This is a genomic window from Actinomadura xylanilytica (assembly GCF_030283145.1).
Taxonomy (GTDB): domain Bacteria; phylum Actinomycetota; class Actinomycetes; order Streptosporangiales; family Streptosporangiaceae; genus Spirillospora; species Spirillospora xylanilytica.
Map to the genome: position 1 here is coordinate 1,095,440 of NZ_JASNWE010000003.1, position 26,222 is coordinate 1,121,661.

Here is a 26,222-nt window from a genome sequence, read left to right on the forward strand (position 1 = left end):
GCCGGGGCGGGGCGCGGCTCCCCTCCCCGGGAACCGGTCCGCGCGGCTGGGTCGATGCTGGTTGGGTAGTACTTGCCTGGGCTGATGTGTAGCTTTGCTGCCCGGCAAGGGATCATTCGAAGAAGGAACCGCCGTGCATATCGTGATCATGGGGTGCGGGCGCGTCGGGTCGACGCTCGCCCACATTCTTGAGGACAAGGGTCATTCGGTCGCCATCATCGACCAGAGCCCCGAGGCGTTCCGCCGGCTGCGCAGCGGGTTCCGCGGCCGGCGGATCACCGGATTCGGGTTCGACCGGGACGTGATCGCCGAGGCCGGGATCGAGCAGGCGTCCGCGTTCGTGGCGGTGAGCAGCGGCGACAACTCCAACATCATCTCGGCGCGGGTCGCCCGCGAGACGTTCGGCGTCGACAACGTGGTGGCCCGCATCTACGATCCGCGCCGCGCGGAGGTCTACCAGCGGCTGGGCATCCCGACGGTCGCAACGGTCCGCTGGACGGCCGACCAGATCCTGCGCCGGCTGCTCCCCGAGGGCGCCGAGCCGCTGTGGCGGGACCCGACCGGCGCGGTGGTGCTGGCCGAGCTCGACGGCGGCCAGCGGTGGGTGGGCGAGAAGGTCACCGCGCTGGAGGAGGCCGCCGGGACCCGGGTCGCGTTCCTGTCCCGGATGGGCGAGGCGCTGGTGCCGCAGCCCGGCTCGGTGATCCAGGACGGGGACATCGTGCACATCATGGCCCGCGCCGACGATCTCGAGCGGGTCAACGCCGCGGTCGCCGCGCGGAACGAGGGAGACGCCTGATGCGGGTCGCGATCGCCGGGGCCGGCGCGGTGGGCCGGTCCATCGCCCAGGAACTGCTGGAGAACGGGCACGAGGTGCTCCTGATCGACAAGAGCCCCAAGGCCATCAAGGTCGAGATGGTGCCGCGGGCCGAGTGGCTGCTGGCCGACGCCTGCGAGATCGCGGCGCTCGACGACGCGGCCCTGGAGCGCTGCCAGGTGGTGGTCGCCTCGTCCGGCGACGACAAGGTCAACCTGGTGGTGTCGCTGCTGGCCAAGACCGAGTACGGGGTGCCGCGGGTGGTGGCGCGGATCAACCACCCCAAGAACGAGTGGCTGTTCAACGAGTCGTGGGGCGTGGACGTGGCGGTGTCCACCCCGCGACTGCTGTCGGCGCTGGTCGAGGAGGCGGTGAGCGTCGGCGATCTGGTCCGGCTGATGACCTTCCGGCAGGGCGAGGCCAACCTCGTCGAGCTGACCCTGCCCGAGGACGCGCCGCTCGGCGGCGAGCGGGTCGGGTCGGTGGCGTGGCCGCGCGACACCGCCCTGGTGGCGATCCTGCGGGAGGGCCGGGTCCTGGTCCCGACCCCCGACGACACGCTGGAGCCCGGCGACGAGCTGATGTTCGTGGCCGTCCAGGACGTGGAGGACGAGCTCGCCGAGCTCCTCGGCGGGCACTGATCCCTGGCGCGGCGCCGGATGCCGTCCGTCCGGCCGCGCGCTGGACGGACGGCGCTGGACGGACGGCGCGCGGCGCCCCGACGCGCTTCAGCGGAACTCGGCCAGCCGGGGGCGGATACCGATGATCACCAGGGCGGACACGACGACGACGGCCGCCCCCGGGAACACCGTCCAGCCGCCCAGCGTCCGCGAGCCGCCGGCCATGTGGCGTTCATAGGCGCGGCGGTCGGCGTCCTGGAAGCCCGCCAGCAGCCGGTCGTACCGCTCGAAGTCGTAGTTGGCCTCGACCGGCTTGTATCCGGTGGTGACCTGGGCGGCCTTGTCCAGCCGGCCCTTGCGCACCATGACGCGCATGGCCGCGACGGACTTCTGGTAGGCGAGCACCTTGGGGAGCGTCTGCCCGGCACGCGGCTCCTTGTCCGGAAGCTGCGTCGTGCCGAGGACGCCCAGGAACATCCCGTACGACTGGTACAAGGTGGCGAGGTCGGAGGCGTAGCTGTCGGGCTTCGCGCCGGGCACCTCCACCAGGATCTGGGATCTGGCGAAGAACGACTGAAGGTACTGGTCCCGGCGGAACTCGTCGCCGATGAAGCGGCTCGCGTCGGCGTTGGCGTCCCGGCTGATCGCCCGCGCCTGCGCCAGGTCGAGCACCGAGTCGAGCGCCGCCCCGTCCCGCGCCCGCGCCTCCTCTGACCAGAACAGCCGCGCGCCCGGCACCACCAGCGCGAGCGCCGCGACGGTGGCGAGCAGCACGGCCGGGTTGATCAGCCGGTGGTGCCTGCGGTAGAGCAGCAGCTGGAGCCAGCCGAGGGCGGCGACCAGCCCGGTCCCGAGGACGAGGACCAGCGACCTGGCCTCGATCGCGGCGCCGGTCTGCCCCCGCCGGGCCCGGTCCAGGACGGCGCGGTGGGCGCCCGTGAGCCGGTCGGCGGCCGGGAGGGCCTCCACCTCGAGCAGGTCGGTCGCCTCGCGGTACTTCCGCAGCACCTGTTCCGGCGCGGCGGCGACGGGGTGGGCGGCCTCCTTGTCGACGTAGAGGACCTGCCCGGCGACCTGCTGGTAGCGGCCGAACACCTCCAGCGTCGAGCCCAGCTCGCGGCGGACGGCGGGATCGCGGGAGACCGCGGCCTGCTGGAGGTCGCCGGCCGCGCGCCGGCGGGCCGCATCGAAGCGCTGGACGAACGCGCTCCGTCCGTCCCCGGCCCCCTCCTTGCCGACGAGCACCACGTTCGCGAGCTGGGCGTCCATCTCGGTGAGCTGGAGGCTCAGATCGGCCGCGGCGGTGACCTGCGGCGCGGTGTCGCGGCCGATCAGCCGCACGCCGCCGCGCAGGTCGGCCGCCCCGAGGGTGACGGCCGCGCCGAGCGCGACGGCCAGGAGCAGCACCGCCGCGGTCAGCCCCCGCAGCCAGGTGGGGGTGCTCCAGTCGCGGGGCGAGGAGCGGCGCCGGGCCGCCGCCGGGACCGGGCTCGGAAGCTCCAGCTCGCTCCCCTGAGCGATCATCGTCATCGGCGGGCGTCCCTTCCGTGGTCAGATCAGCGTGGTCGGCCGGACGATGTTGGCGCGCTCGGCCAGCGCCACCCGCTCGGCCCTGGTCTCGGCGAGCCGGCCCAGCCGGCGGTAGAGGCGTTCCAGGCCGCGCCGCAGATCCCGTTCGGTCAGCGGCACCCCGAGCACGGCCGCCCCGTCCGGGAACGTCGCCGGGCCCGTCCCGGACGGGGAGAGCAGCAGGTCGAGCGCGGTCTCCAGGAGGAGGACGGCGAGGCGCCCGTGCCAGTCGGCGGCGATGGTCAGCGACTCCAGCCGCGTCCCGCAGTCGATCAGCTCCTCGGGCCGCGGCCCGTCCGGCCGCCGGGCCTTGAGGACGGCGATGATCGCGGCCACCTGGGCGTCGGTGTGGTGCCGCGACGTGGCGGGCACCGACCGCAGGGCGCGCACCGCGCTCGCCCGGTGCCCGCGCGCCGACCGGACCCGGGCCAGGGCGAACGCCGCGCCGATGTAGGAGTGGTCGGTGCGCCACACCGCCTCCAGATACCGTTCGGCCTGCGCGTGCAGACCGCGGGCCTCGGCGCACAGCCCGAGGGCGAGCTTGGGGGCGGCCTCCCCCGGCAGCCGGTCGCGCAGCACCCCGAAGAGGTCCGCGGCCCTCTCGACGTCGCCCTCGGCCAGGGCGAGCAGCGCCCGGTACCAGTCGGCCCGCCAGTCGTCGCCCAGCCCGGCCAGCAGCGTCTGCGCGTCCTTGCGGTTCCCGAACGCGATGTGCGCGCGCACGAGCGCCAGGTCGACCTCCACCGACGACACGCGCGGCTTGGCCAGCGCCGCGAGGAGCGCCGCGGGGGTCGCCTCGGACAGGCCCGCCAGGTATCCGGCCGCCGGGTCCTGGTCGTCGGCCAGCGGCAGCGGCAGCCGGTCGGCCAGCCGCGCGGCGTCCGCGGGCCTGCTGACGGGATTCCCGGTGATCCGCGGCTCGGGCCCGAACCAGGCCGACTCCCCCGGCCGCGCCCGCCCGTCCTCCACGGCGAGGACCTCGCGCAGCACCCCCATGAGCTGGTCGGCCATCTCGGCGGCCGTCTGGAAGCGCTCGGCGGGCTCGGCGTGCGTTGCCCGCCGCAGCAGCCGGTCGAACGACTCGAACTCCGCCAGCAGCGGCACCCGCGCCGGGGCGGGCAGCGAGTGCCGGAACGTCCCGGTGAACCCGGTGAACTCGAAGCTCAGCACGGCCATCGTCCGGGCCACCGTGTACAGGTCCGAGCTCGGTGAGGGGCCCTCGTCGGCGATCTCGGGGGCCTGGTACCCGATGGTGCCGTAGATCGCGCCATCGGGGTCGCCGGCGTGCCGCACCCCGCCGAGGTCGATCAGCCGGAGCTGCTCCCCGGTCTGGATCGCGTTGTCGGGCTTGAAGTCGCAGTACAGCAGGCCCCGCTCGTGCAGGTGGCCGAGCGCCCGCAGCGCCTCCAGCCCGTAGGCCAGGACCTGCGGCAGCGGCAGCGACTCCCCCGTCCGCTCGCGCCGCTCGAGCACGATCTGCTTGAGCGAGCGGCCTCCGACGTACTCCATGACGGTGTAGCCGTCGCCGTCGTGCTGGACGAAGTTGTAGATCTTGACGATGTTCGGGTGCTCGACCTCGGCCAGGAACCGCCGCTCGGCCACCGCCGCCGCCATCGCGTCGGCGTCCCCGGAGTCGAGCAGGCCCTTGAGCACCACCCACCGGTCGGACACGTTGCGGTCCTTGGCCAGGTAGATCCAGCCGAGGCCGCCGTGCGCCAGGCAGCCCTGCACCTCGTACTGGCCGCCCACCCGGTCGCCCGCGGCCAGCTTGGGACGGAAGGCGAACCGGGTACGGCAGCGGGGGCAGAACCCCTCCGTCCGTCCCGGGGTACCGTCCTTGCCGCGGCCGACCGGGCTCTCGCAGCCGCCGCAGAAGCGCTTGGCCTCCGGAACCTGCGGGTCGTCCAGGATCGCTTCGGTCGGATCGAGGTACGGCACCGCCGGCATGTCGACCAGGCCGGCCCCGAGCAGCCCGCGCCGGGACGGCCCGGGGGGCCCATACCGTCCGGTACCGGTCCCGCCGCCCGAGCCAGGCGCCCCGGGCGCGGACGGATCCGTGCGGCCGCTCGGACGGCTGGAGGCGTTCTCAGGGCTCGGGGCGTTCTCAGAGCTCGGGGCGTTCGGACGGCTCGGGGCGTTCGGACGGCTCGGGGCGTTCGGACGGCTCGGGGCGTTCGGACGGCTCGGGGCGTTCTCCTCGTTCGGACGGGTGACCGCCGAAGGTGAGACCAGGGGCGCGGGGCTCCCCGCGGAAGCGGCGAGCAGGCCGCAGACATCGCAGTACCCGTCCGCGACGACCCCGGTGCAGTTCGGTGCGGTGCAACGCATCAGCCGGCCTCCAGGCGACAGAGCTATCCCGTATCGCCGACCAGACTTCCCGGCACACCTAAAAGCACTTTATCCGGATCCTTCGGAAAACACCCACTCAATTCGCGAATTCAACGGCGACCACGTACGGCCATTGATATTCCGAACCAATACGCGATGGGCGGCGTCAGACCACTTCGGAGGGACGTACGGGCACGTCCAGGCCCGCACGGCGGGCACAGCGGGGCCCGGCACGGCGGGCAGGCCGGACGCGGACGGCTCCGCACGCGTGACAGCGCGGGCGCGTGTTGAAGGTGCGGGCGGAATTGAACGGTTTCTTTACGGCCTGCCGATGACCGGACGCTATTCCGGCTTCTCCGGCTTCTCCGCCTTCTCCTGCTGGAGCGGGGTCCGGCCGCGGGCCAGGATCCAGGCCATCGTGGCGAGGGCGGCCACCTGGAGCGGCCAGCCCATCACGATCTTGGCGGCGCCGAGCAGGCCGCTCTGGTCGCCGTCGGCGAGGTAGATCGGGTACTGCACCAGCACCCGCAGCGCGCACGGGACCAGCAGCAGCCAGGTCAGCCGGGAGCACAGCCGGACGATGCCGGGATCGGACCGCCAGGCGGTCGGGTCGCCGGTGACCGAGCCGATGATGAAGCCGACGACCGGCCAGCGGACCACGATCGACAGCAGCATCCCGGCGCCGTAGGCGGCGTTGAGCAGGATGCCCGGGACGAAGGCGTCCTCGGCCTTGCCCGAGCGCAGCGCGAAGAACGCCGCGATCGCGATGCCGACGAGGCTGTTGAGCACGAACTGGGGGCTGGAGCGCTGCACCAGCCGGACCACCAGCAGCACGACCGCGGCGCCCACGCCGATGCCGACCGCGAGCTTGACGTCCTTGGCGGCCACGTAGGTCGCGGTGAAGCCGATGGTCGGGACGGCCGCCTCGATCATGCCGCGGACGCCGCCCAGCGCCTTGGAGAGCTGGGCCCGCACCGCGGCCTCGACGGTGTCGTGCGCGACCTCGTCGGCGGACTCGTCCGTCTCCGTCGGCCCGGCGCCCGGTGTCACATCCGCCCCCACGCTGTGCCCCCCGCTCGATTCCGGTTCACCCGCGCCGCGCCCGGCCGGCCCGTGCCGTGGTCCGGTGCGCGGTCACGAGGTGCCGCGCAGCTCGTAGCGGGGGTTGAACATGACCTTGCGCCCGTCCTGCACGCTGACCAGGCCCTCGGCGCGCAGCCGACGGCCCGGGTCGATCCCGGCGATCTTGCGGCGGCCGAGCCAGACCAGGTTGATCACATCGGTGCCGTCGTACAGCTCGGCCTCCAGCGCCGGTGCCCCGCCACGCGGCCGCAACGTCACAGTACGCAGCGTACCGGCTACGCAGTGCCGCTTGCGGGTGGCGCAGGCGGTAATGGGCGTGGCGCCCTCGTCGCCGCTGGTCTTCTTGAGCTCCTCGGCCTCGAGTTCGGCCTTGGACGAGGCCATCCGCCGGAGAAAGCGCCGGAGCCCGCCGCGTCCGCGCTCGCCCCCGGGAGTGCCGCCGGTCCCCGGTGCGATGCCGGCCGAAACCTCTTCCATGCTGGGAAGCGTATGGCATCACGGGGTGAAACGGACCATCGGCTTGCGACGAATGGGTGCAGGTCTCGCCAATGACGACATCCCGCCCGGATCATCCCTCGAAGCGGTAGCCCATCCCCGGCTCGGTGATCAGATGGCGGGGGTGCGCGGGATCGGGCTCCAGCTTGCGCCGTAGCTGCGCGAGGTAGACCCGCAGATAGTTGGTCTCGGTCTCGTACGAGGGGCCCCAGACCTCGCGCAGGAGCTGCCGCTGCCCGACCAGCCGTCCCGCGTTGCGCACCAGCACCTCCAGGATGTGCCACTCGGTCGGGGTGAGCCGCACGTCCGCGCCGTCCCGGACGGCCTTCTTGGCCGCGAGGTCGACCGTGAACGCGTCGGTGCGGACGACCGCGGCCTCCTCGGCGGGGGCGGCTCGGCGCACCGCGGCGCGCAGCCGGGCGAGCAGCTCGTCCATGCCGAACGGCTTGGTCACGTAGTCGTCCGCGCCGGCGTCGAGCGCCTCGACCTTCTCGCCGGAGGAGTGCCGGGCGGACAGCACGATGATCGGCGCGCTCAGCCAGCCGCGCAGCCCCCTGATCACCTCGGTGCCGTCCAGATCGGGCAGCCCGAGGTCGAGCAGGATCACGTCGGGATGGCGGCGCGCGGCCAGCTCGAGCGCGGTCCGGCCGTCGGGGGCCGTGTCGACCTCGTAGCCGCGGGCCCGCAGGTTGATCCGCAGGGACCGCACGATCTGCGGCTCGTCGTCGACCACCAGGACACGCGTCACGCCGTCTCCCCCTTCTCCTCGCCGTCGCGGCGGCCCGGGCCCGCGGCGGGGCCGCCGCCCCGGTCACCGCCCAGGTCACCGCCATGATCGCCCATGGGGTCCGGACGGCCCTGCGCGGGTGCCCCGCCGGGAGGCGTGCCGGGCGGCCCGCCCGGGGCGGCCGGCGGGAGCCCGAAGACCATGGTCAGCCCGCCGCCCGGGGTGTCCTCGGGGTGCAGCGTGCCGCCCATCGCCTCGACGAAGCCGCGGGCGACGGCGAGGCCGAGCCCGACGCCGGTGCCCTTCGGGGTGTCGCCGAGCCGCTGGAAGGGCGCGAAGATGTGCTCCTTCGCCCGGTCGGGGACGCCGGGGCCGCGGTCGGCCACGCGCACCTCGACCCGGTCCGGTTCGCCGGGCGCGCGCAGCTCGCTCGCGGTGACCAGGACGGGGCCGCCGCTGTGCCGGACCGCGTTCTCGATCACGTTGGCGAGGGCGCGCTCCAGCAGGCCGGGGTCGGCCCGCACCGGGACCAGCGACTCCGGGACGTCCACCGTGACGCGGTCCAGCGGCACACCGAGCAGCGCCGCGGGCAGCGCCTCGTCCAGCGCGACCGGGCCGATCAGCGGCGTCACCACGCCGGTCTCCAGCCGGCTCAGGTCGAGCAGGTTGCCGATCAGCCCGTCGAGCCGGTCGGCGGACTCCTCGATGGAGGCCAGCAGCTCGGCCTCGTCCGCCGGGCCCCATTCCACGTCGGTCGCGCGCAGGCTGCTCACCCCGGCCTTGATCGAGGCGAGCGGGGTGCGCAGGTCGTGCGAGACGGCGGCGAGCAGCGCGGTGCGGATCCGGTCGCCCTCGGCGAGCCGGCGGGCCCGCGCCGCCTCCTCGGCGAGCCGCCGCCACTGGAGGACCGCCTCGGCCTGGGACGCGAACGCCGACAGGACCCGCTGGTCGGACGCGGGCAGCACCCGTCCGCACAGCGCGAGCACCATGGCGTCGCTCACCTGCGCGGTGGACTCGGCGCGGTCGGGGTCGGTGACCGGGCGGGCCCCGGTCGCCCCGACGGTGGTCCAGCCGCCGCCCGCGCGTTCCAGCAGCGCGACCGACCGCACGCCGAACGTCTCCCGGACCCGGTCCAGCAGCGCCGGGAGCGCCTGCTCGCCGCGCAGCACGCTGGTGGCGAGCAGGCCGAGCGTCTCGGCCTCGGCGTTGGCGCGGGCCGCCTGGCGGCTGCGCCGGGCGGCCAGGTCGACCACCGACGACACCGCCACCGCGACCGCGACGAACACCGTCAGGGCCAGCACGTTCCCGGGCTCGGACACGGTGAAGGTGTGCACCGGCGGGGTGAAGAACCAGTTGATCAGCAGGAACCCGATCACCGCGGCGGCCAGCGCGGGCCACAGCCCGCCGACCAGCGCGACGCCGACCGTGATCGCCAGGAAGAGCAGCACGTCGGCGTCCAGCCCCGGGCGCAGGTCGCCGAGCGTGATGACGGCCGCGATCAGCCCCGGGCCGAGCAGCGCGAGCGCCCACCCGTACGCGCGGCGCCGCACGCTCAGCGGGCTGCCCGCGATCGGGCCGAGGCCCCGGCCCCGGCCGACGTGCTCGTGGGTGACCAGGTGCACGTCGATGTCGCCGGACTCGCGGGCCACCGTGGCGCCGACGCCGGGCCCGAGGACGAACTGCCAGCCGCGGCGGCGGCTGGATCCGAGGACGACCTGGGTGGCGTTGACGCCGCGCATGAACTCCAGCAGCGCGGTGGCGACGTCGTCGCCGATCACCTGGTGGTAGCTGCCGCCCAGGCCCTCGATCAGCTCGCGCTGGCGGGCCAGCGCGCCCGGCGAGGACGAGTCGGACAGGCCCTCGCTGCCGCCGACGTGCACCGCGAGCAGGTCGGCGCGGCCGGCGCGGGCGGCGATCCGGGCCGCCCGGCGGATCAGGGTGTCGCCCTCGGGCCCGCCGGTCAGCCCCACCACGATCCGTTCGCGGGCCTCCCAGGGCCGGGTGATGCCGTGCTGGTCGCGGTAGCGGGCCAGCCCCTCGTCGACGCGGTCGGCGACCCACAGCAGCGCCAGCTCGCGCAGCGCGGTCAGGTTGCCGACGCGGAAGTAGTTGGCGAGTGCGGCGTCGACCTTCTCGGGGGCGTAGACATTGCCGTGCGCCATCCGCCGGCGCAGCGCCTCGGGGGCCATGTCGACCAGCTCGATCTGCTCGGCGCGGCGGGCGACCTCGTCGGGGACGGTCTCGCGCTGCGGGACGCCGGTGATGCGCTCGACGACGTCGTTGAGCGAGTCGAGGTGCTGGACGTTGAGGGTGGTGATCACGTCGATGCCGGCGTCGAGGATCTCGTCGATGTCCTGCCAGCGCTTGGCGTTGCGCGAGCCGGGCACGTTGGTGTGCGCGAGCTCGTCGATCAGGGCCACGTCCGGGCGCCGGGCGATCACCGCGTCGACGTCCAGCTCGGTGAAGGCCGCGCCGCGGTAGGCCGCCTCCCGGCGGGGGACGACCTCCAGCCCCGCGACCTGCTCGCCGGTGCGGCGCCGGCCGTGCGTCTCGACGAAGCCGACGACCACGTCGGTGCCGCGCGAGAGCCGGCGGTGCCCCTCGCCGAGCATCGCGAAGGTCTTGCCCACGCCGGGCGCCGCGCCCAGGTAGATGCGCAGCGTGCCGCGTCCCCCCACACCGATCCCCCCTCGCAGTGAGATGCCCGTAGGAAGCGGGACGGAATCTGCCAAAGGCCCAGACCAGGGACGGTACCGCCTCATCCGCCGCGACCTGGGCGGCGGCCACGCCGCGGGGCGCCGCGCCACGGGGCCGTCACCTAATCGAGACATCCGAAATCCGGCGCGACGGCGGCCCCGGCCGCGGTCAGCGTCTACTTTGCCAGATGCGCCCACCACTCTCCGTAGATGGATCGCTACATAGGGCGTCAACAACTCATTCCAGGCACATCGCGAGGACACGATGCAGCGCAGGGTCAGCCGGCACGGGTCCGGCCGGGGCACTCCCCTCATCCCGGCAGGGACGGCGCTCGTCCTGCTGGCGGCGGCGACCGCGGCCTGCGGCGGCGCGGACCGGCACCGGCCGCCGCCGGCGAGGGCCGCGTCCGAGGCCGCCGCGCCGGGACGGGAGCCCGCCGTCCGGACCGTCCCGGACGATGGCGCCCGCGACGTGCGGCCCGACCGGCGCGTCGTCGTCACCGCCGTGCGCGGCACCCTGCGCGGCGTCACCGTCACCGCGCGGGGCGGCACCGGCCCGGTGGCCGGGGGCCTGTCGGCCGACCGCCGGACCTGGCGCTCGCGCTGGGCGCTCCAGCCCGGCACCACCTACCGGGTCGCCGCCACCGGCACCGACGGGGACGGGCCGACCCGCGCCGAGTCCCGCTTCACCACCCTGACCCCGGCCGCCACGTTCACGGTCGGCGACGTCACGCCCCGCTCCGGCGAGGTCGTCGGCGTCGGCATGCCGCTCGTCGTCACCTTCTCCCGGCCGATCACCGACCGCGCCGCGGTGGAGCGCGCCCTCGAACTCCGGACGAGCCGGCCCGTCACCGGCGCGTGGCACTGGACCGGCGCGGGCCAGGTGGCCTTCCGGCCGCGCCGCTACTGGCCCGCGGGCCTGCGGGTCACGCTGCTGGCGCACACCGCCGGGGTGCGGGCGGCGCCCGGCGTGTACGGGGCGGCGGGCCACAGCACCGCGTTCAGCGTCGGCGCCTCCCGGATCAGCACGGTCGACACCCGCCGCCACCGCATGACGGTCCGGGTGGACGGACGGGTCGTCCGCCGGGAGCCGATCAGCGCGGGCAAGGGGGGCCGCCGCGCCTACACCACCGCCAGCGGCGTGCACCTGGTGATGGGCAAGGGCGACCCGGTCGTGATGACCTCCGGCTGGATGGGCGTCACCGACCGGGGCGACCCGCGCTTCTACAGGCTGACCGTCCGGCACGCGGTGCAGATCTCCAGCAGCGGCGAGTACGTGCACTCCGCGCCCTGGTCGGTCGGCTCGCAGGGACGCGAGAACGTCAGCCACGGCTGCGTCAACGCCGCCCCCGGCTTCGCCCGGTGGTTCTACGGGCAGTCGCAGCGCGGCGACGTCGTCAGCGTGATCGGCACGACCCGGTCGCTGGAGTGGAACAACGGGTGGGGCTACTGGCAGCTCCCCTGGTCCGCCTGGGTGGCGGGCGGTGCACTGGGCCGCCCGGTCACCACGGGTCCGGTCACCACGGGTCCCGTCGCCACGGGTCCGGTCGCCACGGGTCCGGTCGGCACCGGTGCGGTCGGCTCCGGTCCCGTCAGCCGGTCGCGAACCCGACCGCCGAGTACCCGATGACGGCCAGCGCCGCGACCCCGTAGGCCGCCGAGGCGAGCGCGACGACCCGGACGCGGCGGGCCTCGGCGAGGGCGGTGAACGTCAGCAGCCAGGCGATCGCGGGCAGCACGAGGACGGCGTGCATGGTGACCGCGTGCGCGGGCTTGAGCGCCCCGGCCACGTGGTAGGCGAGCTGCTGGTGCCCGGTCTGCACCTCGACCACGCCCCGCGCGATCATCGCGGCGCCGCAGGCCAGCGCGCCGAGCAGGGCGGCGAAGCCGGCCCGGACGGCCAGCCGCATGCTGGGCGCGGTCCCCGGCGCGTCCCGGAAGGCGGCCACGGTGAGCGCCACCAGCGTGACGATCAGGATCCCGCCGAACGCGGCGAGGATCCGGGTGACCACCGTGTCGAAGCCGGTCTCCTCGTTGAAGTGCGACGGCACGCGCCGCCACGCCTGGAGCGTGATCAGGGCGGTCTCGACGACGCAGGCGGCGGCGAACACGCCGAGGACGCGGACACGGGCCCGTTCGCCGAGCCGGACGAACGAGGCGACCCACGCGATCGTGACGAGGGTCAGCCCGAACGACAGGCCGAAGGTGACGGGCTTGCGCCACGACACCGGCCCCGTCCACGGCCCGCCGTCCACGGCGAAGACCACCAGGTGGACCAGGCCGGACGCGATGAGCGCCGCCCCGATCGCGTAGCAGGTCCGCTCGATCGCCCGGCCGCGCGTCCAGAACGCGCGCAGCCCGGCGGCGATCTCGGAGACGGGAACCGTGCCGCCGGGCCGGACGTCCACCGGGCTGCTGCGCATGACCGCTCCTTCTGAGTGAGTACTCACCCAGCCTACTCCTCAGACCCCGACCGCCGCCACCGCCGGGGTCCGGACGGTCCGGCGGGCCGTGCCGAGCGCGGTGACACCGGTGAGGACGACGGCCAGGGCCGCGACCGCGACGAAGATGCCCGGACCGCCGTCCGGCACGGCCGTGCCGGACCGGGCGATGCTGAACGGCAGCACCGTGAAGAGCGCGGCGACCGCGCCGCACACCACCCCGGTGGCGGCCAGCACCGCCGACTCCAGCGCCACCGTGCCGAGCACCTGACCGGGGGTCGCGCCCGCCAGGCGCTGCTGGCCGAACTCGCGGCGCCGGTGGGTGGTCGCCGTGACCAGCGTGTTCACCAGCATGATCGCGGTGAACACCACGATCATGCCGATGACCACGAAGTTGAGCGTCTCGATGTCCTTCTGCTCGGCCGTCTTGGCGAGGCCGGCGGCCGACATCGAGGCGTTCTCGATGTCCTGGAGATACAGCGTGCCGACCCCGGTGCCGGTGAACAGGATGATCGGCGTCAGCACCGAGGCCATCTGCCCGGTCCGGCGCCGCAGGTTGGTCACCGCGAGCTCGCCGGCGACGCCGCCCAGCCGGCGCAGCGGGCCGGCCAGCACGCCGGTCGCCAGCCGGATGATCAGCGGGGCGAGCAGCGCCAGCCCGATCGCGGCGAAGATGTCGGCCTGCCCGGACGTGGCCATCGCGTCGGTGCCCGCGCCGCGCATCATCGTGGCGGTGACCACGCCGAGGTTCAGCGCGAGCGCGAGGAACAGCACCGCCCCGACGATCCGCTTCCGGCTCAGCCCGCCGGGCTCGACCGCCGCCGCCATCAGCGACTCGGTCACCCGGACCCGGGTGGCGCGGCGAGCGGTGATCAGCGCGGCGCCGGTGGCGGACGCGAAGGTGATGCCGAGGCCCATGGTCAGGGCGACCGGCCCGAAGGCGTAGCCGATCTCGTCCGGCACCTGCCCGGAGGCGTGCAGCATGCCGAGCAGCCCGCGCCCGGCGAGCAGCGCCGCCGGGACCGCCAGCAGCGCGGCGACCACCGCCAGCCCGCCGGTCTCACCGACGATCATGCGGCCGAGCTGGGCGGGGGTCGCGCCCACGCTCTTCAGCAGGGCCAGCTCCGCGCCCCGCTGCCGCACCGACAGGGTGAGCGTGGAGGTGACCGCGAAGACCACCAGCACCAGCCCCCAGCCGCCCACCACCAGCGCCATCGTGGTCAGCGTGCTCTTCGCCGTGCCGCTCGTGCCCTCGGCGGTGTCGAGCAGGGACGCGAACGCCATCAGGATCGTCGCGCCGAGGAACATCGCCAGGAAGCTCGCGGCGAACGCGCCCCTCCGCCTCCGCAGCGAGCTCAGGGACAGCCGGAGCATCGTCACACCCCCGCCGTCGCGCGCTGGCGCTCGACCTCGTCGGCCAGGTGGGTCATCCGCTCCGCGACCGCCTCGGCGGTCGGCGCGACGAGCTGCCCGACCAGCCGCCCGTCCGCCAGGAACAGCACCGCCCCGGCACAGGACGCCGCGACCGGGTCGTGGGTCACCATGACCACGGTCCGCCCGTACGCATGCACGGCCTCCTGGAGCAGCGCGAGCACCTCGCGGGCGCTGCGGGTGTCCAGCGCGCCGGTCGGCTCGTCGCCGAAGAGCACCTTGGGCTCGGTGACCAGCGCCCGCGCGATCGCCACCCGCTGCTGCTGCCCGCCCGACAGCTCGGACGGCAGGTGGCGCAGGCGGTCGCCCAGCCCGACCCGCTCCAGCACCGCGCGCGCCTTGTCCTTGTCGGCCTTCTGCCCGGCGAGCTTCAGCGGCAGGGTGACGTTCTGCATGACGGTCAGCGTCGGCATCAGGTTGAACTGCTGGAACACGAACCCGATCCGCTGCCGCCGGAACCTGGTCAGCGCCGCCTCGTTCTCGCCGGCCAGCTCCGCGCCGTCCACGAACACCCGCCCGCCGGTCGGCCGGTCCAGCCCCGCGGCGCACTGCAACAGCGTGCTCTTGCCCGAGCCGGACGGGCCCATGACCGCGGTGAACGACCCGGTGGGCAGCGAGAGGCTGACGCCGTCCAGGGCGTTCACCCGGTTGCCGCCCGCGCCGTAGACCTTGCTGACCGAGTCGAGCCGGAGCGCCTCGCCCGTCCCCCCGGCCGGGTTCCTGCCCGCGGGGTTCGTCCCCGCGTGGTCGCCTTCTCTGCGCCCGAACATGGCCACCTCCCATACGGCGTCCCCTTGCGGTGCGCCTCTGGGAATGAAGCTACGGACGGGGAACGCCCCGGACGATGGGTCCAGACCGCCTGACCGGGTAGGCAAAACCCCACCTCCGTCAGGGCTCGAAGCGGTACCCCATGCCCGGCTCGGTGATCAGGTGCCGGGGCCTGGACGGGTCGGGCTCCAGCTTGCGGCGCAGCGCCGCCAGGTAGACGCGCAGGTAGTGGGTCTCCTTGAGGTAGGACGGGCCCCAGACCTCGGCCAGGAGCTGGCGCTGCGCGATGAGCTTGCCCGGGTTGCGCACCAGCGGTTCCAGGACACCCCATTCGGTCGGGGTCAGATGCACCCGCTCCTCCCCCGCCGTGACGGTCTTGCGGGCCAGGTCGACCACCCACGGCCCGAGCCGGGCGGTCGGGGACGACTCCCCCGCGGGCGCGCGGCGGGTGATCGCGCGGATCCGGGCCAGCAGCTCGTCCACCCCGAACGGCTTGGTGACGTAGTCGTCGGCGCCCGCGTCCAGGGCGTCCACCTTGTCCCTGCTGCCCGCCCGGCCGGACAGCACGATGATCGGGACCTCGGTCCAGCCGCGCAGTCCCCGGATCACGTCCACGCCGTCCAGGTCGGGCAGCCCGAGGTCGAGCACGACCAGGTCGGGATGCCAGTCGGCGGCGCGGGTCAGCGCCTGGCCGCCGTTCGCCGCGACCCGGACGTCGTAGTCGCGGGCGCGCAGGTTGAGGCGGAGGGTGGCCAGGATCTGCGGCGAGTCGTCGACCACCAGCACGCGTGTCATCGTTCTCCTCGTTCGTGCTCGTGCACCGCCGGATCGGCGGGCGGACGCGGCGTCGGGGGCGGCGGGGGCGACAGGGGCGGCGGGAGCGTCGCGGCCAGGGCCAAGGCCGGCGGCGGGGTCGGGTGCGGCGGGGCGGGGGCGATGGCGGGCAGGTCGAGCACCATGGTCAGGCCGCCGCCGGGCGTCTCCTCCATCACGATCGCCCCGTCCATCGCCTCGGCGAGGCCGCGGGACAGCGCGAGCCCGAGGCCGACGCCGGTGTGGTTGTCGCGGTCGCCGAGCCGCTGGAACGGCTCGAAGACCCGGTCCCGGTCGGCGGCCGGGATCCCCGGGCCCCGGTCGATGACGCGCAGCTCCAGCCGGTCGGCGTGCGCGCTCGCGGTGACGAGCACCGGCCGTCCCGGCGGGCTGTGCCGGACGGCGTTGGCGATCACGTTGACCAGCACCCGCTCCAGCAGCGCCGGGTCGGCCAGGACCTCCGGCAGCCCCTCCGGGATGCGGATCTCCACATCGTCCCGGCCGAGGTCGCCGAGGTCGCCGAGCGCGCGCGGGACGGCGTCCTCGGCGGCGACCGGCCGCAGCGCGAGGCCGAGCGCGCCCGCCTGGAGCCGGCTCATGTCCAGCAGGTTGGCGACGAGCCGGTCGAGCCGGTCCAGCGACTCGGCGGCGGTGGCGACCAGCTCGTCCTGGTCCTCGAGGCTCCAGATCACGTCCGGGCTGCGCAGGCTCTCCACCGCGGCCTTGGCGGACGCGAGCGGGGTGCGCAGGTCGTGGCTGACCGCGTTCAGCAGGGCGGTCCGCATCCGGTCGGCGGCGGCGAGGGGCCGCACCCGCTCGGCGGCCTCGGCCAGCCGCTGGTGGCGGAGCGCGACGGCGGCCTGCGCGCCGAACGCCTCCAGCACCCGCCGGTCGGACGCGGGGAGCGTCCGGCCGCGGAGCACCAGCGCCAGCGACTCGTCCACCAGGACGGCCGAGTTGACGTCGCCGCCCGGCAGCGGCCCCTCGCCGTCCGGGCAGGTGCACGGCTCGCCGCCCGCGTTGGCGACGACGACCCAGCAGTCGGGGTCGCGGTTGGTCGCCGGGGTGTTCGGCTCGTCCGGGTCGCGTTCCAGCAGCGTGACCGAGGTGAGGCCGTAGGTCTCGCGGAGCCGCCCGAGGATGCCGGCCAGCGCCCCCGAGCCGCCCCGGACGCCGTGGACACCGCGGCGTCCGGCCGTCGACGGGCCGCCGGACTCCCCCGCGCCCGCGCCCGCCCCGGCCGGTTCGGCCGGCCCGCCCCGCAGGATGTCGCCGGCCAGCGTGGACAGCACCTCGCCGTCCGCGCGGGCCTGCGCCGCCTCACGGCTCTTGCGGGCGGTGAGGTCGACGATCGTGCTGACCGTCACGCCCACCACCACGTAGATCAGGAGCTGGAGGAACGCCTCCGGGTCGTGCACGGTGAAGTGGTGGATCGGCGGGGTGAAGTAGTAGTTGAGCAGCAGCGAGCCGCCGATCGCCGCGAACAGCGCCGGGTACAGGCCGCCGACCAGCGCCACCCCGATGACCGCCGCCTGGAACAGCAGGATGTCGCTGGTCAGCGACAGCTCCGCGCGCTGGTGGTAGAGCACGGCGGTGAGCAGCGGCAGCCCGAGCAGGCTCAGCACGAACCCGGCGTTGCGCCGCGCGTCGGGCACGCCCCAGGCCGAGCGCAGGGCCTTCCACCGCCGCCCCTGGCCGGCCTCCTCGTGCGTGACCAGGTGCACGTCGATCGCCCCGGACTGCGCGCTGGTCGTGACGCCCACGCCGCGCGAGAAGAGCTGCGCGAGGCGTCCGCGGCGGGACGCGCCCAGCACAAGCTGGGTCGCGTTGACGCCGCGCGCGAAGTCGAGCAGCGCGTCCGGCACGTTCGACCCGACGACCTGGTGGTAGCTGCCGCCGAGGCTCTCGGCCAGCGCGCGCTGCCGGGCGAGGTTGGCCGGGCCCGCGTCGGTCAGCCCGTCGCTGCGCGCGACGTGCACGGCGAGCAGGTCGGCGCCCTTGCTGCGGTCGGCGATCCGCGCCGCGCGGCGGATCAGCGTGTCGCCCTCCGGTCCGCCGGTGAGCGCGACCACCACCCGCTCCCGCGCCTCCCAGGTGCCGCGGATGTCGTGCTCGGCCCGGTACCGGCCGAGCTGGTCGTCGACCTTGTCGGCCAGCCACAGCAGCGCCAGCTCGCGCAGCGCGGTCAGGTTGCCGACCCGGAAGTAGTTGCCGAGCGCGGCGTCGACCTTCTCCGGCGCGTACACGTTGCCGTGCGCCATCCGCCGCCGCAGCGCCTCCGGCGCCATGTCGACCAGCTCGATCTGCTCGGCGCCGCGCACCACCTCGTCCGGGACGGTCTCGCGCTGCGGGACGCCGGTGATCCGCTCGACGACGTCGTTGACCGAGTCCAGGTGCTGGACGTTCACCGTCGAGACGACGTCGATGCCGGCCTCGACGATCTCCTCGATGTCCTGCCAGCGCTTGGCGTTGCGCGAGCCGGGCACGTTGGTGTGCGCCAGCTCGTCCACCAGCACCACCTCGGGACGCCGCGCGATCACCGCGTCCACGTCCAGCTCGGTGAACTCCGTCCCCCGGTAGGACACGGTCCTCCGGGGGACGGTCTCCAGCCCCTCCAGCACCTCCGCGGTCCGGGCCCGCCCGTGGGTCTCGACGTACCCGACGATCAGGTCGGTGCCGCGGTCGCGCCGCCGCCCGCCCTCGGCGAGCATCGCGTAGGTCTTGCCCACCCCGGGCGCCGCGCCCAGGTAGATCCGCAGCCGGCCGCGGCCCATCGCGCCTCCTCGGTGAAACGGTGGGTCAGCCGCGCGTCGGGAACGCGGCGTCCAGTGCCATGTTGAGTTCGAGGACGTTGACCCGCGGCTCGCCCGTGAAGCCGGCGCCCCGGCCGCTGCGGTGCTCCCCGACCAGCGTGCGGACCTGCGCGGGCGACACCCCGCGGGCCTGCGCGACCCGGTTGACCTGGATGCCCGCGTACGCGGGGCTGATGTGCGGGTCGAGGCCGCTGCCGCTGGCGGTGACCGCGTCGGTGGGCACGGCCGGGTGCGCCGGCGCGTCCCCCTTGATCGGCACGGTCAGTCCCTTGGCGTAGTCCTGACCGAACCGGGCGAGCTGCACCGGCAGGCCGCGGTAGGTCGCGATGAAGGGGGCCTTCACCACGCCCTCCTGCTCGTTCAGGCTGACGACGCGGGTCGGGTGCGGGACGGTGCCGTTCGCCGAGCGGGTGCCGAACACCGCCAGCACCGCGCCGACGCCGCCCGGGGTGCAGAACGGGCGGGAGCCGTCGACCCCGTCCAGTTCCCCGGCGTCCTTGCTGCGCTCGCAGACCTGGGTGAGCAGGCTCTGCCTGGCGTTCTCGTCCTCCTTGCCCGCCTTGGCCAGCGCGGGGTCGGGCAGGGTGTCGACGATGTCCTCGGGGCCGAGGTTGCCCGCCCCCGACGCCATCGCGTCGTAGCCGTCGCCGGCGTTGGACGGGCGGCTCTGGAAGTACTGCTTGAGCGGTTTCCCGTCCTTGTCGGTGAACGACTGCCCGATCAGGTCGCTGCCGACGGTCCTGCCGCCGGCCTTGACGTAGGAGCCGTCGGCGTTGCCCTTCAGGCCGGGGATCTGGCCGACCGCGAAGACGGCCAGCGGGTAGACGAGGCCGAGCACGACGGTGAGGACGAGCACGGCGCGGACGGCGGCCAGGTGGCGGCGCGTCCAGGTGGGCAGGCGCATGTCAGGACATCCCCGGAAGGAACTGGACGATGAGGTCGATGATCTTGATGCCGATGAACGGGGCGACGATGCCGCCCAGCCCGTAGACGTACAGGTTGCGGCTGAGCAGCTTGGACGCGCTGCTCGGCCGGTACTTCACTCCGCGCAGGGCCAGCGGGATCAGCGCGATGATGACCAGCGCGTTGAAGACGACCGCGGACAGGATCGCCGACTGCGGGCTGTGCAGCCGCATGATGTTGAGCGCGTCCAGCCCCGGGAACACCACCACGAACATCGCCGGGATGATCGCGAAGTACTTGGCGATGTCGTTGGCGATGGAGAAGGTGGTCAGCGCGCCGCGGGTGATCAGGAGCTGCTTGCCGATCTCGACGATCTCGATCAGCTTGGTCGGGTCGGAGTCCAGGTCCACCATGTTCCCGGCCTCCTTGGCGGCCGAGGTCCCGGTGTTCATCGCCACCCCGACGTCGGCCTGCGCCAGCGCGGGGGCGTCGTTGGTGCCGTCGCCGGTCATCGCGACCAGCCGGCCGCCGTCCTGCTCCTTCCTGATCAGCGCGAGCTTGTCCTCGGGCCGGGCCTCGGCCAGGAAGTCGTCCACCCCGGCCTCGTCCGCGATCGCCTTGGCGGTCAGCGGGTTGTCCCCGGTGATCATCACGGTCCGGATGCCCATCCGGCGCATCTCGTCGAACCGCTCCCGCATCCCCGCCTTGACCACGTCCTTGAGGTGGATGACGCCGAGGACGCGGGTGCGGCCGTCCACGCGCTCGCCGACCACCAGCGGGGTGCCGCCGGACGCGGAGACGCCGTCGACGATCTCGCTCAGGTCGGCCGGGACGTTCCCGTCCTGCTCGCGCACCCACTCGGCGACCGCGCCCGCCGCGCCCTTGCGCAGCGTCCGCCCGGGGTCGTCGCCGGACGCCTCCAGGTCGACGCCCGACATCCGGGTCTGCGCGGTGAACGGGACCCAGGTGGCGTGGGTCAGCTCGCCCGCGGTGCGTTCGCGCAGGCCGTGCCGCTCCTTGGCGAACACCACGACCGAGCGGCCCTCGGGGGTCTCGTCGGCGAGGCTGGACAGCTGCGCGGCGTCCGCGAGCTCCGCCTCGGTCACGCCCTCCACCGGGAGGAACGCGGCGGCCTGCCGGTTGCCCAGCGTGATCGTGCCGGTCTTGTCGAGCAGCAGCGTGTTGACGTCGCCCGCCGCCTCGACCGCGCGCCCGCTCATCGCCAGCACGTTCCGCTGGACGAGCCGGTCCATGCCGGCGATGCCGATCGCCGACAGCAGCGCCCCGATCGTGGTCGGGATCAGGCAGACCAGCAGCGACACCAGGACGAGCCCGGTCACGCCGTGCGAGTCCAGCGACAGCGAGCCCGCCACGCCGGGGTTGTTGCCCATGGAGTAGATCGCCATCGGCTGGAGCGTGGTCACCGCCAGCAGGAAGATGATGGTGAGCGCGGCCAGCAGGATGTTGAGCGCGATCTCGTTCGGCGTCTTCTGCCGGCTCGCGCCCTCGACCAGGGCGATCATCCGGTCGATGAAGCTCTCCCCCGGCTTCTGCGTGATCTTCACGACGATCCGATCCGACAGCACCTTGGTGCCGCCGGTCACCGCCGAGCGGTCGCCGCCCGATTCGCGGATCACCGGCGCGGACTCGCCGGTGATCGCCGACTCGTCCACGCTGGCGATGCCCTCGACGACGTCGCCGTCCCCGGGGATGATCTCGCCGGCCTCGACCACCACGTGGTCGCCCTGCCTGAGCTGCGGGGCGCCGACCTCCTCCTCGCGCACGCCGGTCCGGTCCGGCGCCCAGTCGACCAGGCGCCGCGCCATCGCGTCGGTCTTGGCCCGCCGCAGCGCGTCGGCCTGCGCCTTGCCGCGGCCCTCGGCGACCGCCTCGGCCAGGTTCGCGAACAGCACGGTCAGCCAGAGCCACACCACGATCAGCCAAGCGAACGTGCTCGGCTCGAGGACGGCGAGGACCGTGGTCCACACCGCGCCGACCTCGACGATGAGCATCACGGGGTTGCGCCACAGCGTCCGCGGGTCCAGCTTGCGGGCCGCGTCCGGCAGTGACCGGAGGAGCTGTTTCGGGTCCAGCAGCCCGCCCCCCACCTTTCCGCCCTTGCGGGAGGGGGGTTCGGAGGCGGGGTTCGGCGCCTGGACTGTCTGCGTCGCCATTAGTGGATTCCTTCGGCCAACGGCCCGAGCGCGAGCGCCGGGAGGAAAGTGAGCGCGACCAGGACGACGGTGACCCCGACGACCATGCCGACGAACTGCGGCCGGTGCGTGGGGAGCGTGCCCTCGGACGCCGGGGTCCCGCCCTGCTTGGCCAGCGATCCGGCCAGCGCGAGCACGAAGATGATCGGGACGAACCGTCCGAACGCCATGCACAGGCCGAGCGCGGTGTCGTACCAGACGGTGTTGACCGTCAGGCCCGCGAACGCCGACCCGTTGTTGTTGGACGCCGAGGTGAAGGCGTACAGGATCTCGCTGAGCCCGTGCGCGCCGCCGTTCAGCAGCCCGTCCCGGCCGCTGGTGGTGGCGATCGCCGCGGCGGTCCCGCACAGCACCAGGATCGGGGTGATCAGGAAGTAGCTCGCGGCGAACTTGATCTCGCGCGGACCGATCTTCTTGCCGAGGTACTCGGGGGTGCGGCCGACCATGAGCCCGGCCACGAACACGGTGATCACCGCGAGCACCAGCATGCCGTACAGGCCGGACCCGACGCCGCCCGGCGCGACCTCGCCGAGCTGCATGTTGAACATCGTCATCATGCCGCCGAGGCTGGTGTAGGAGTCGTGGAAGGAGTCCACGGCGCCGGTCGAGGTCAGCGTGGTGGCGCCGGCGAAGGTCGCCGAGTTCGACACCCCGAACCGCGCCTCCACGCCCTCCATCGCGCCGCCCGCGGCGACCGGGACGGTGCCGTGGTGGATGAGCTGGAAGACGTTCACCAGCGTGATGCTGATGATCGCGATGGTCGCCATCACGCCGGCGATCGCGTAGCCCTGCCGGTTCTGCCCGACCATCCGGCCGAACGTGCGGCACAGCGCGAACGGGATGACCAGGATCAGGAAGATCTCCAGCCAGTTCGTCCAGGTCGCCGCGTTCTCGAACGGGTGCGCGGCGTTGGCGTTGTAGAAGCCGCCGCCGTTGGTGCCGAGCTCCTTGATCACTTCCTGGCTGGCCACCGGCCCGCCCGGGATCTGCTGCTGCCCGCCGACCAGGGTGGTGACGCTGTGCGGGTCGGCGAAGTTCTGGACCAGCCCGCCGGCGATGAGCAGGACGGCGCCGACGAACGCGATGGGCAGCAGGATCCGGATCGACCCCCGGGTGAGGTCCACCCAGAAGTTGCCGAGATGGTCGCTCCTGCGGCGCGCGAACCCGCGCACCAGCGCGATGGCCACCGCCATGCCGACCGCGGCCGACACGAAGTTCTGCACCGCCAGCCCCGACATCTGGACGAGGTAGCCCATCGTCGTCTCGCCGGAGTACGACTGCCAGTTGGTGTTGGTGACGAAGCTGACGGCGGTGTTCCACGCCTGGTCCGGCTTGACCGGCGCGAACCCGAGCGAGAGGAACAGCTTGTCCTGCACCCGCTGGAGCAGGTAGAGGAACAGGATGCTCACCACCGAGAACGCCAGCACGCTGCGGGCGTAGGTGGCCCACGTCTGCTCGGCGCCGCTCTTGACGCCGATCAGCCGGTACAGCCCGCGCTCCACGCGCGAGTCCTTCTCACCGCTGTAGACGCGGTACATGTAGTCGCCCAGCGGCCGGTACGCCACGGCCACGGCGAGCACGAGGGACCCCGCGAACAGGATCCCCGCGACGGTCGTACTCATCTAGAAGCGCTCCGGGAACAAGAGGGCGGCGATCAGGAACACGATCAGGAGTGCGGCCAGGACCAGGCCCGCGAGGTTCTCGGCCGTCACAGCTTCTCCACGCCCTTCACCAGCAGGCCGAACAGCGCGAAGACCGCCACTGTCAGCAGGACGAAGGCCACGTCATGCATGCTTGGATTCCTTTGTCGAGTCTCCGGGGACCGGAACGGTCCGGCGGTGTTCCTGCCCGGCGCCGTACTGGCGCGGCACCGGTTGATGTGGCGACGCGCCACCGGCCCAGGGGTCCGGGACGCGACCGGTGGGCTCCCGGTCAGGGGCATGCCCGGCCGGCCACAGATCCGGGTCGGAGTCGCCGGCCCACCGTCCGCGCCCGGCCAGCAGGCGGCCGGCGGCACCCGCCACCAGCCCGAGGCCGACCAGCAGTCCCACGCGGGCCAGGTCGCCGCCCCCCGCGAGGGTCAGCTCGCCGGTCTTGTTGACGTCGAACCCCGTGACGAACGCCCAGCCCGCGACCCCGACGGCGGCCCCGGCGGCGGGCGGCGCCAGCAGCGACCACCCGGCCACCGAGGCCGCCACGAGGGCGAACCCGACGGGCCACGCCGCGGTCTTGAGCACGATCGCGAGGATGAACACGCACAGCACGCCACCGGCGAGCGGCCATGCGGCCGATTCCAGGCGTCCCATCGCGACCCCCTCAGTGATCGTCTGCCCGGTACCTTCCGGGGTTCACCAGGAGTAAAGCCCCCGAATATGGGCCTTTTGGACTGCCTTGACGCCTTCTTAGCGCGCCCCACACCAGCCTTAACGAGGCCCTAACGGAAGATCGAGACGGCGGCCGAGCCGCCGGGCGGCGCACGCCATGTCTCCGCAGGGAGCGACGAAGGATCCGTCCCCGGTGAGGAACGCCCACCCGCCCGCGACCCGCCGCGCGACGACGAGGACGCCCTCCCCCGCCCCGGAGACCCAGAGGCCCGGCACCCGTGCCGAGAAGGACTCCGAAACGCGCAGCTCGTACGGCGAAAGCGCCAGCTCGATCTGAAGAACGGCGAGGTATCGAACGGCCCGCCGCCGCATCACGTCCCGTCGTCCGTCCGGACGGCCGCCCACACCACTTTCCCGCCCGTCCCGAGAAGCGTGTATCCCCAGCACGTGACGAGCGCTTCCATGAGCAGTAGCCCGCGGCCGGATTCGGCCACGAAATCAACGGCCTGAACCTCGGGCGCCTGGTCCGATGCGTCCCACACCTCGATGACCGGACCGTCCTCCGAATCGTAGGTCCGGGCGACGATCCCGAACCCGGCCACAGCCGCGTGCCGGTAGGCGTTCGTGGCCAACTCCGTGGCGACCGTGGCCCCGAGGTGGACCGTTTCCTCGGAACAGCCCATTCCCCGGAAAGCGACCGAAACAAGGTCCCGGACTTTCTTGATCGATTCGGCCTCGGACGCCACCCGGATGGACACGGGCTCGCCCTTCGGAACGGGCGGCTTTCGACTTTGTCGTGTGATCATGACGCGGCCTTTGGTGTGATGGATCCGATCACCGGATCACTGTCTGTCATCGGACGGACACCCATCAACACACACGGCGGCGTACGGTAACAGGCAAGCGACCGAGCACCGGCAAGTCACTGTCTTCCGCTACCGCGCCCCTACCCGAGGGAGAACACATGGCGGACAAGAAGATCGACCCCGAACTGCTGAGCTTCGGCGCCGAGATGAAGGAGCAGCGCCTCCGCGCCGGCCTCAACCAGGCCGAGCTCGCGAGGCTGGTCAACGTCACCCGGAGCTACATAGGCCAGGTCGAACGAGGCGACACCCGCTGCCGCCTCGACTTCACCGAACGCCTCGACAAGGCCCTCCAATGCGGCAAGACCCTCGCAGACGCCTGGGAGGAACTCCTCCGAGCCAGCAAGTACCCGAAGTACTTCGTCAACTTCCCAAAGGCCGAGGGCACGGCCACCCAACTACGCGCATACGAGGCGTACTTCGTGTACGGCTTCTTCCAGAAGGAAGACTATGCCCGTGCCCTACTGGCCAATGAGGAAGCAGTCGACACCAGGATGAGTCGTCAGAGCCTACTCACACGCGACCCTCTCCCCATGGTCTCCGTCGTCATGGAGGAGAGCGTGCTCTACCGACAAGTCGGCACGGTGAAAACCATGCGTGAGCAACTCGATTTTCTCATCGAGGCATCACACAGAGACAAAGTGAATATTCAAATCGCCCCGTTCGCCCACTACAAGGGAGTTCGAGGCTCGTTCCACATAGCTACTCAACCCAACCGGAGCGAGGTCGTCTATGTGGAGAAGGCCACAGGCGGTGAGACATCAACAGACCCAGCCGACCTTACCTATGTCAACGAGCTGATGGTTACACTACAAGCCCAGGCGCTCAACGTGACCGACACGAGGACCCTACTCAGAAAGGTGATGACAGAACGATGGACTTGAGTAAAGCAGCATGGCGCAAGGCCTCTCACAGCAGCGATCAGGGAGACGTCTGCGTCGAACTGGCATCTGTTCGCGGAACAGTTGCGATTCGTGACAGCCAGGACCCGAACGGTCCCAAGATTCTCGTCAATCGCCAAGACTTTCAACGATTCGCCAGTGCCATCAAGAGTCTATAGGCACCCCAAAAGGACGTGCGAGTTAGACCTGAACAACACGAGATGGCGCAAGTCCTCACGCAGTAGCGACCAGGGAGACCAGTGTGTCGAGGTGGCCTCCACCTCCGGCGCGATGGCCGTCCGCGACAGCAAGGACGCCGAAGGCCCCATCCTCTTCATCGACCACCGCGACTTCCAGCGGCTCGCGAGCGCCATCAAGAGCCTTTGACGCAGTCTTCGGTCCCTCGCCCCGGGCGCCACGGCCGGGTGCGAGGGCCT

23 protein-coding genes are annotated in these 26,222 nt (G+C 73.0%); 6 read left to right on the top strand and 17 right to left on the bottom strand.

Annotation, left to right across the window (positions count from 1 at the left end; all coding sequences use genetic code 11):
- Positions 1-133 precede the first annotated feature (133 nt).
- A complete protein-coding gene (locus QP090_RS22625; protein WP_285941129.1) occupies positions 134-799 on the top strand; it encodes a potassium channel family protein in 666 nt (221 codons plus the stop codon).
- Entirely contained in the window at positions 799-1,458 is a 660-nt protein-coding gene (locus QP090_RS22630; protein WP_285941130.1) for a potassium channel family protein, read from the top strand. The genes QP090_RS22625 and QP090_RS22630 overlap by 1 nt, the downstream gene beginning before the upstream one ends.
- Before the next feature lie 87 nt (positions 1,459-1,545).
- Here QP090_RS22630 and QP090_RS22635 read toward each other — a convergent pair whose 3' ends face one another.
- The 6 genes from QP090_RS22635 to QP090_RS22660 all read right to left on the bottom strand — a co-directional run bounded on the left by QP090_RS22635 (position 1,546) and on the right by QP090_RS22660 (position 10,317).
- On the bottom strand, positions 1,546-2,967 hold the full coding sequence (locus QP090_RS22635; protein WP_285941131.1) for a GlnX family signal transduction membrane protein: 1,422 nt from the start codon (positions 2,965-2,967) through the stop codon (positions 1,546-1,548).
- 21 nt (positions 2,968-2,988) lie between these two features.
- Positions 2,989-5,334, bottom strand: a complete 2,346-nt coding sequence (locus QP090_RS22640) for a serine/threonine-protein kinase (RefSeq protein WP_285941132.1) — start codon at positions 5,332-5,334, stop codon at positions 2,989-2,991.
- 342 nt (positions 5,335-5,676) lie between these two features.
- Positions 5,677-6,396: a DUF3159 domain-containing protein gene (locus QP090_RS22645; RefSeq protein WP_285941133.1), complete on the bottom strand. Its 720-nt coding sequence runs from the start codon at positions 6,394-6,396 to the stop codon at positions 5,677-5,679.
- 72 nt (positions 6,397-6,468) lie between these two features.
- Entirely contained in the window at positions 6,469-6,894 is a 426-nt protein-coding gene (locus QP090_RS22650) for an OB-fold nucleic acid binding domain-containing protein (protein WP_432763068.1), read from the bottom strand.
- A gap of 91 nt (positions 6,895-6,985) precedes the next feature.
- Positions 6,986-7,660: a response regulator gene (locus QP090_RS22655; protein WP_285941134.1), complete on the bottom strand. Its 675-nt coding sequence runs from the start codon at positions 7,658-7,660 to the stop codon at positions 6,986-6,988.
- Positions 7,657-10,317: a sensor histidine kinase gene (locus QP090_RS22660; protein WP_285941135.1), complete on the bottom strand. Its 2,661-nt coding sequence runs from the start codon at positions 10,315-10,317 to the stop codon at positions 7,657-7,659. The genes QP090_RS22655 and QP090_RS22660 overlap by 4 nt, the downstream gene beginning before the upstream one ends.
- 283 nt (positions 10,318-10,600) lie before the next feature.
- Here QP090_RS22660 and QP090_RS22665 point away from each other — a divergent pair, with 283 nt between their 5' ends.
- Positions 10,601-11,965 (top strand): L,D-transpeptidase, encoded by a 1,365-nt coding sequence (locus QP090_RS22665; RefSeq protein ID WP_285941136.1) that lies wholly within the window; start codon positions 10,601-10,603, stop codon positions 11,963-11,965.
- On the opposite strand, the gene QP090_RS22670 is transcribed toward QP090_RS22665, so the two are convergent.
- From QP090_RS22670 to QP090_RS22720, 11 genes are all read right to left on the bottom strand, one after another.
- Complete coding sequence (locus QP090_RS22670; RefSeq protein ID WP_285941137.1) at positions 11,928-12,758, bottom strand: hypothetical protein; 831 nt, start codon at positions 12,756-12,758, stop codon at positions 11,928-11,930. The two genes, QP090_RS22665 and QP090_RS22670, sit on opposite strands and share 38 nt — an antisense overlap.
- 39 nt (positions 12,759-12,797) lie before the next feature.
- A complete protein-coding gene (locus QP090_RS22675) occupies positions 12,798-14,150 on the bottom strand; it encodes an FtsX-like permease family protein (RefSeq protein ID WP_285941138.1) in 1,353 nt (450 codons plus the stop codon).
- 2 nt (positions 14,151-14,152) lie between these two features.
- Entirely contained in the window at positions 14,153-14,977 is an 825-nt protein-coding gene (locus tag QP090_RS22680) for an ABC transporter ATP-binding protein (protein WP_285941139.1), read from the bottom strand.
- Between the two features lie 118 nt (positions 14,978-15,095).
- A complete protein-coding gene (locus tag QP090_RS22685; RefSeq protein WP_285941140.1) occupies positions 15,096-15,770 on the bottom strand; it encodes a response regulator in 675 nt (224 codons plus the stop codon).
- Positions 15,767-18,562 carry a sensor histidine kinase gene (locus QP090_RS22690; RefSeq protein ID WP_285941141.1) on the bottom strand — a complete coding sequence of 932 codons (2,796 nt, stop codon included), beginning with the start codon at positions 18,560-18,562 and terminating at the stop codon, positions 15,767-15,769. The genes QP090_RS22685 and QP090_RS22690 overlap by 4 nt, the downstream gene beginning before the upstream one ends.
- A gap of 25 nt (positions 18,563-18,587) precedes the next feature.
- A complete protein-coding gene (locus QP090_RS22695; protein ID WP_285941142.1) occupies positions 18,588-19,505 on the bottom strand; it encodes a potassium-transporting ATPase subunit C in 918 nt (305 codons plus the stop codon).
- Position 19,506: 1 nt separating this feature from the next.
- Complete coding sequence (kdpB, locus tag QP090_RS22700) at positions 19,507-21,678, bottom strand: potassium-transporting ATPase subunit KdpB (RefSeq protein WP_285941143.1); 2,172 nt, start codon at positions 21,676-21,678, stop codon at positions 19,507-19,509.
- Positions 21,678-23,339: a potassium-transporting ATPase subunit KdpA gene (gene kdpA / locus QP090_RS22705; RefSeq protein WP_285941144.1), complete on the bottom strand. Its 1,662-nt coding sequence runs from the start codon at positions 23,337-23,339 to the stop codon at positions 21,678-21,680. Before kdpA ends, kdpB begins: the two co-directional genes overlap by 1 nt.
- On the bottom strand, positions 23,340-23,429 hold the full coding sequence (locus QP090_RS22710; RefSeq protein ID WP_285941145.1) for a potassium-transporting ATPase subunit F: 90 nt from the start codon (positions 23,427-23,429) through the stop codon (positions 23,340-23,342).
- 72 nt (positions 23,430-23,501) lie between these two features.
- Entirely contained in the window at positions 23,502-24,023 is a 522-nt protein-coding gene (locus QP090_RS22715) for a hypothetical protein (protein ID WP_285941146.1), read from the bottom strand.
- 389 nt (positions 24,024-24,412) lie between these two features.
- Positions 24,413-24,799, bottom strand: a complete 387-nt coding sequence (locus QP090_RS22720; RefSeq protein ID WP_285941147.1) for an ATP-binding protein — start codon at positions 24,797-24,799, stop codon at positions 24,413-24,415.
- A 206-nt stretch (positions 24,800-25,005) separates the two neighbouring features.
- Between QP090_RS22720 and QP090_RS22725 the strand changes: the two genes are divergently transcribed.
- The 3 genes from QP090_RS22725 to QP090_RS22735 are packed head-to-tail and all read left to right on the top strand — an operon-like array spanning position 25,006 to position 26,172.
- The gene (locus QP090_RS22725) at positions 25,006-25,788 is read left to right on the top strand and encodes a helix-turn-helix domain-containing protein (protein WP_285941148.1); all 783 of its coding nucleotides are present in this window, start codon (positions 25,006-25,008) and stop codon (positions 25,786-25,788) included.
- Positions 25,779-25,964, top strand: a complete 186-nt coding sequence (locus tag QP090_RS22730; protein WP_285941149.1) for a DUF397 domain-containing protein — start codon at positions 25,779-25,781, stop codon at positions 25,962-25,964. The genes QP090_RS22725 and QP090_RS22730 overlap by 10 nt, the downstream gene beginning before the upstream one ends.
- Positions 25,945-26,172 (top strand): DUF397 domain-containing protein, encoded by a 228-nt coding sequence (locus tag QP090_RS22735; RefSeq protein ID WP_285941150.1) that lies wholly within the window; start codon positions 25,945-25,947, stop codon positions 26,170-26,172. Before QP090_RS22730 ends, QP090_RS22735 begins: the two co-directional genes overlap by 20 nt.
- The last annotated feature ends 50 nt before the right edge of the window (positions 26,173-26,222 follow it).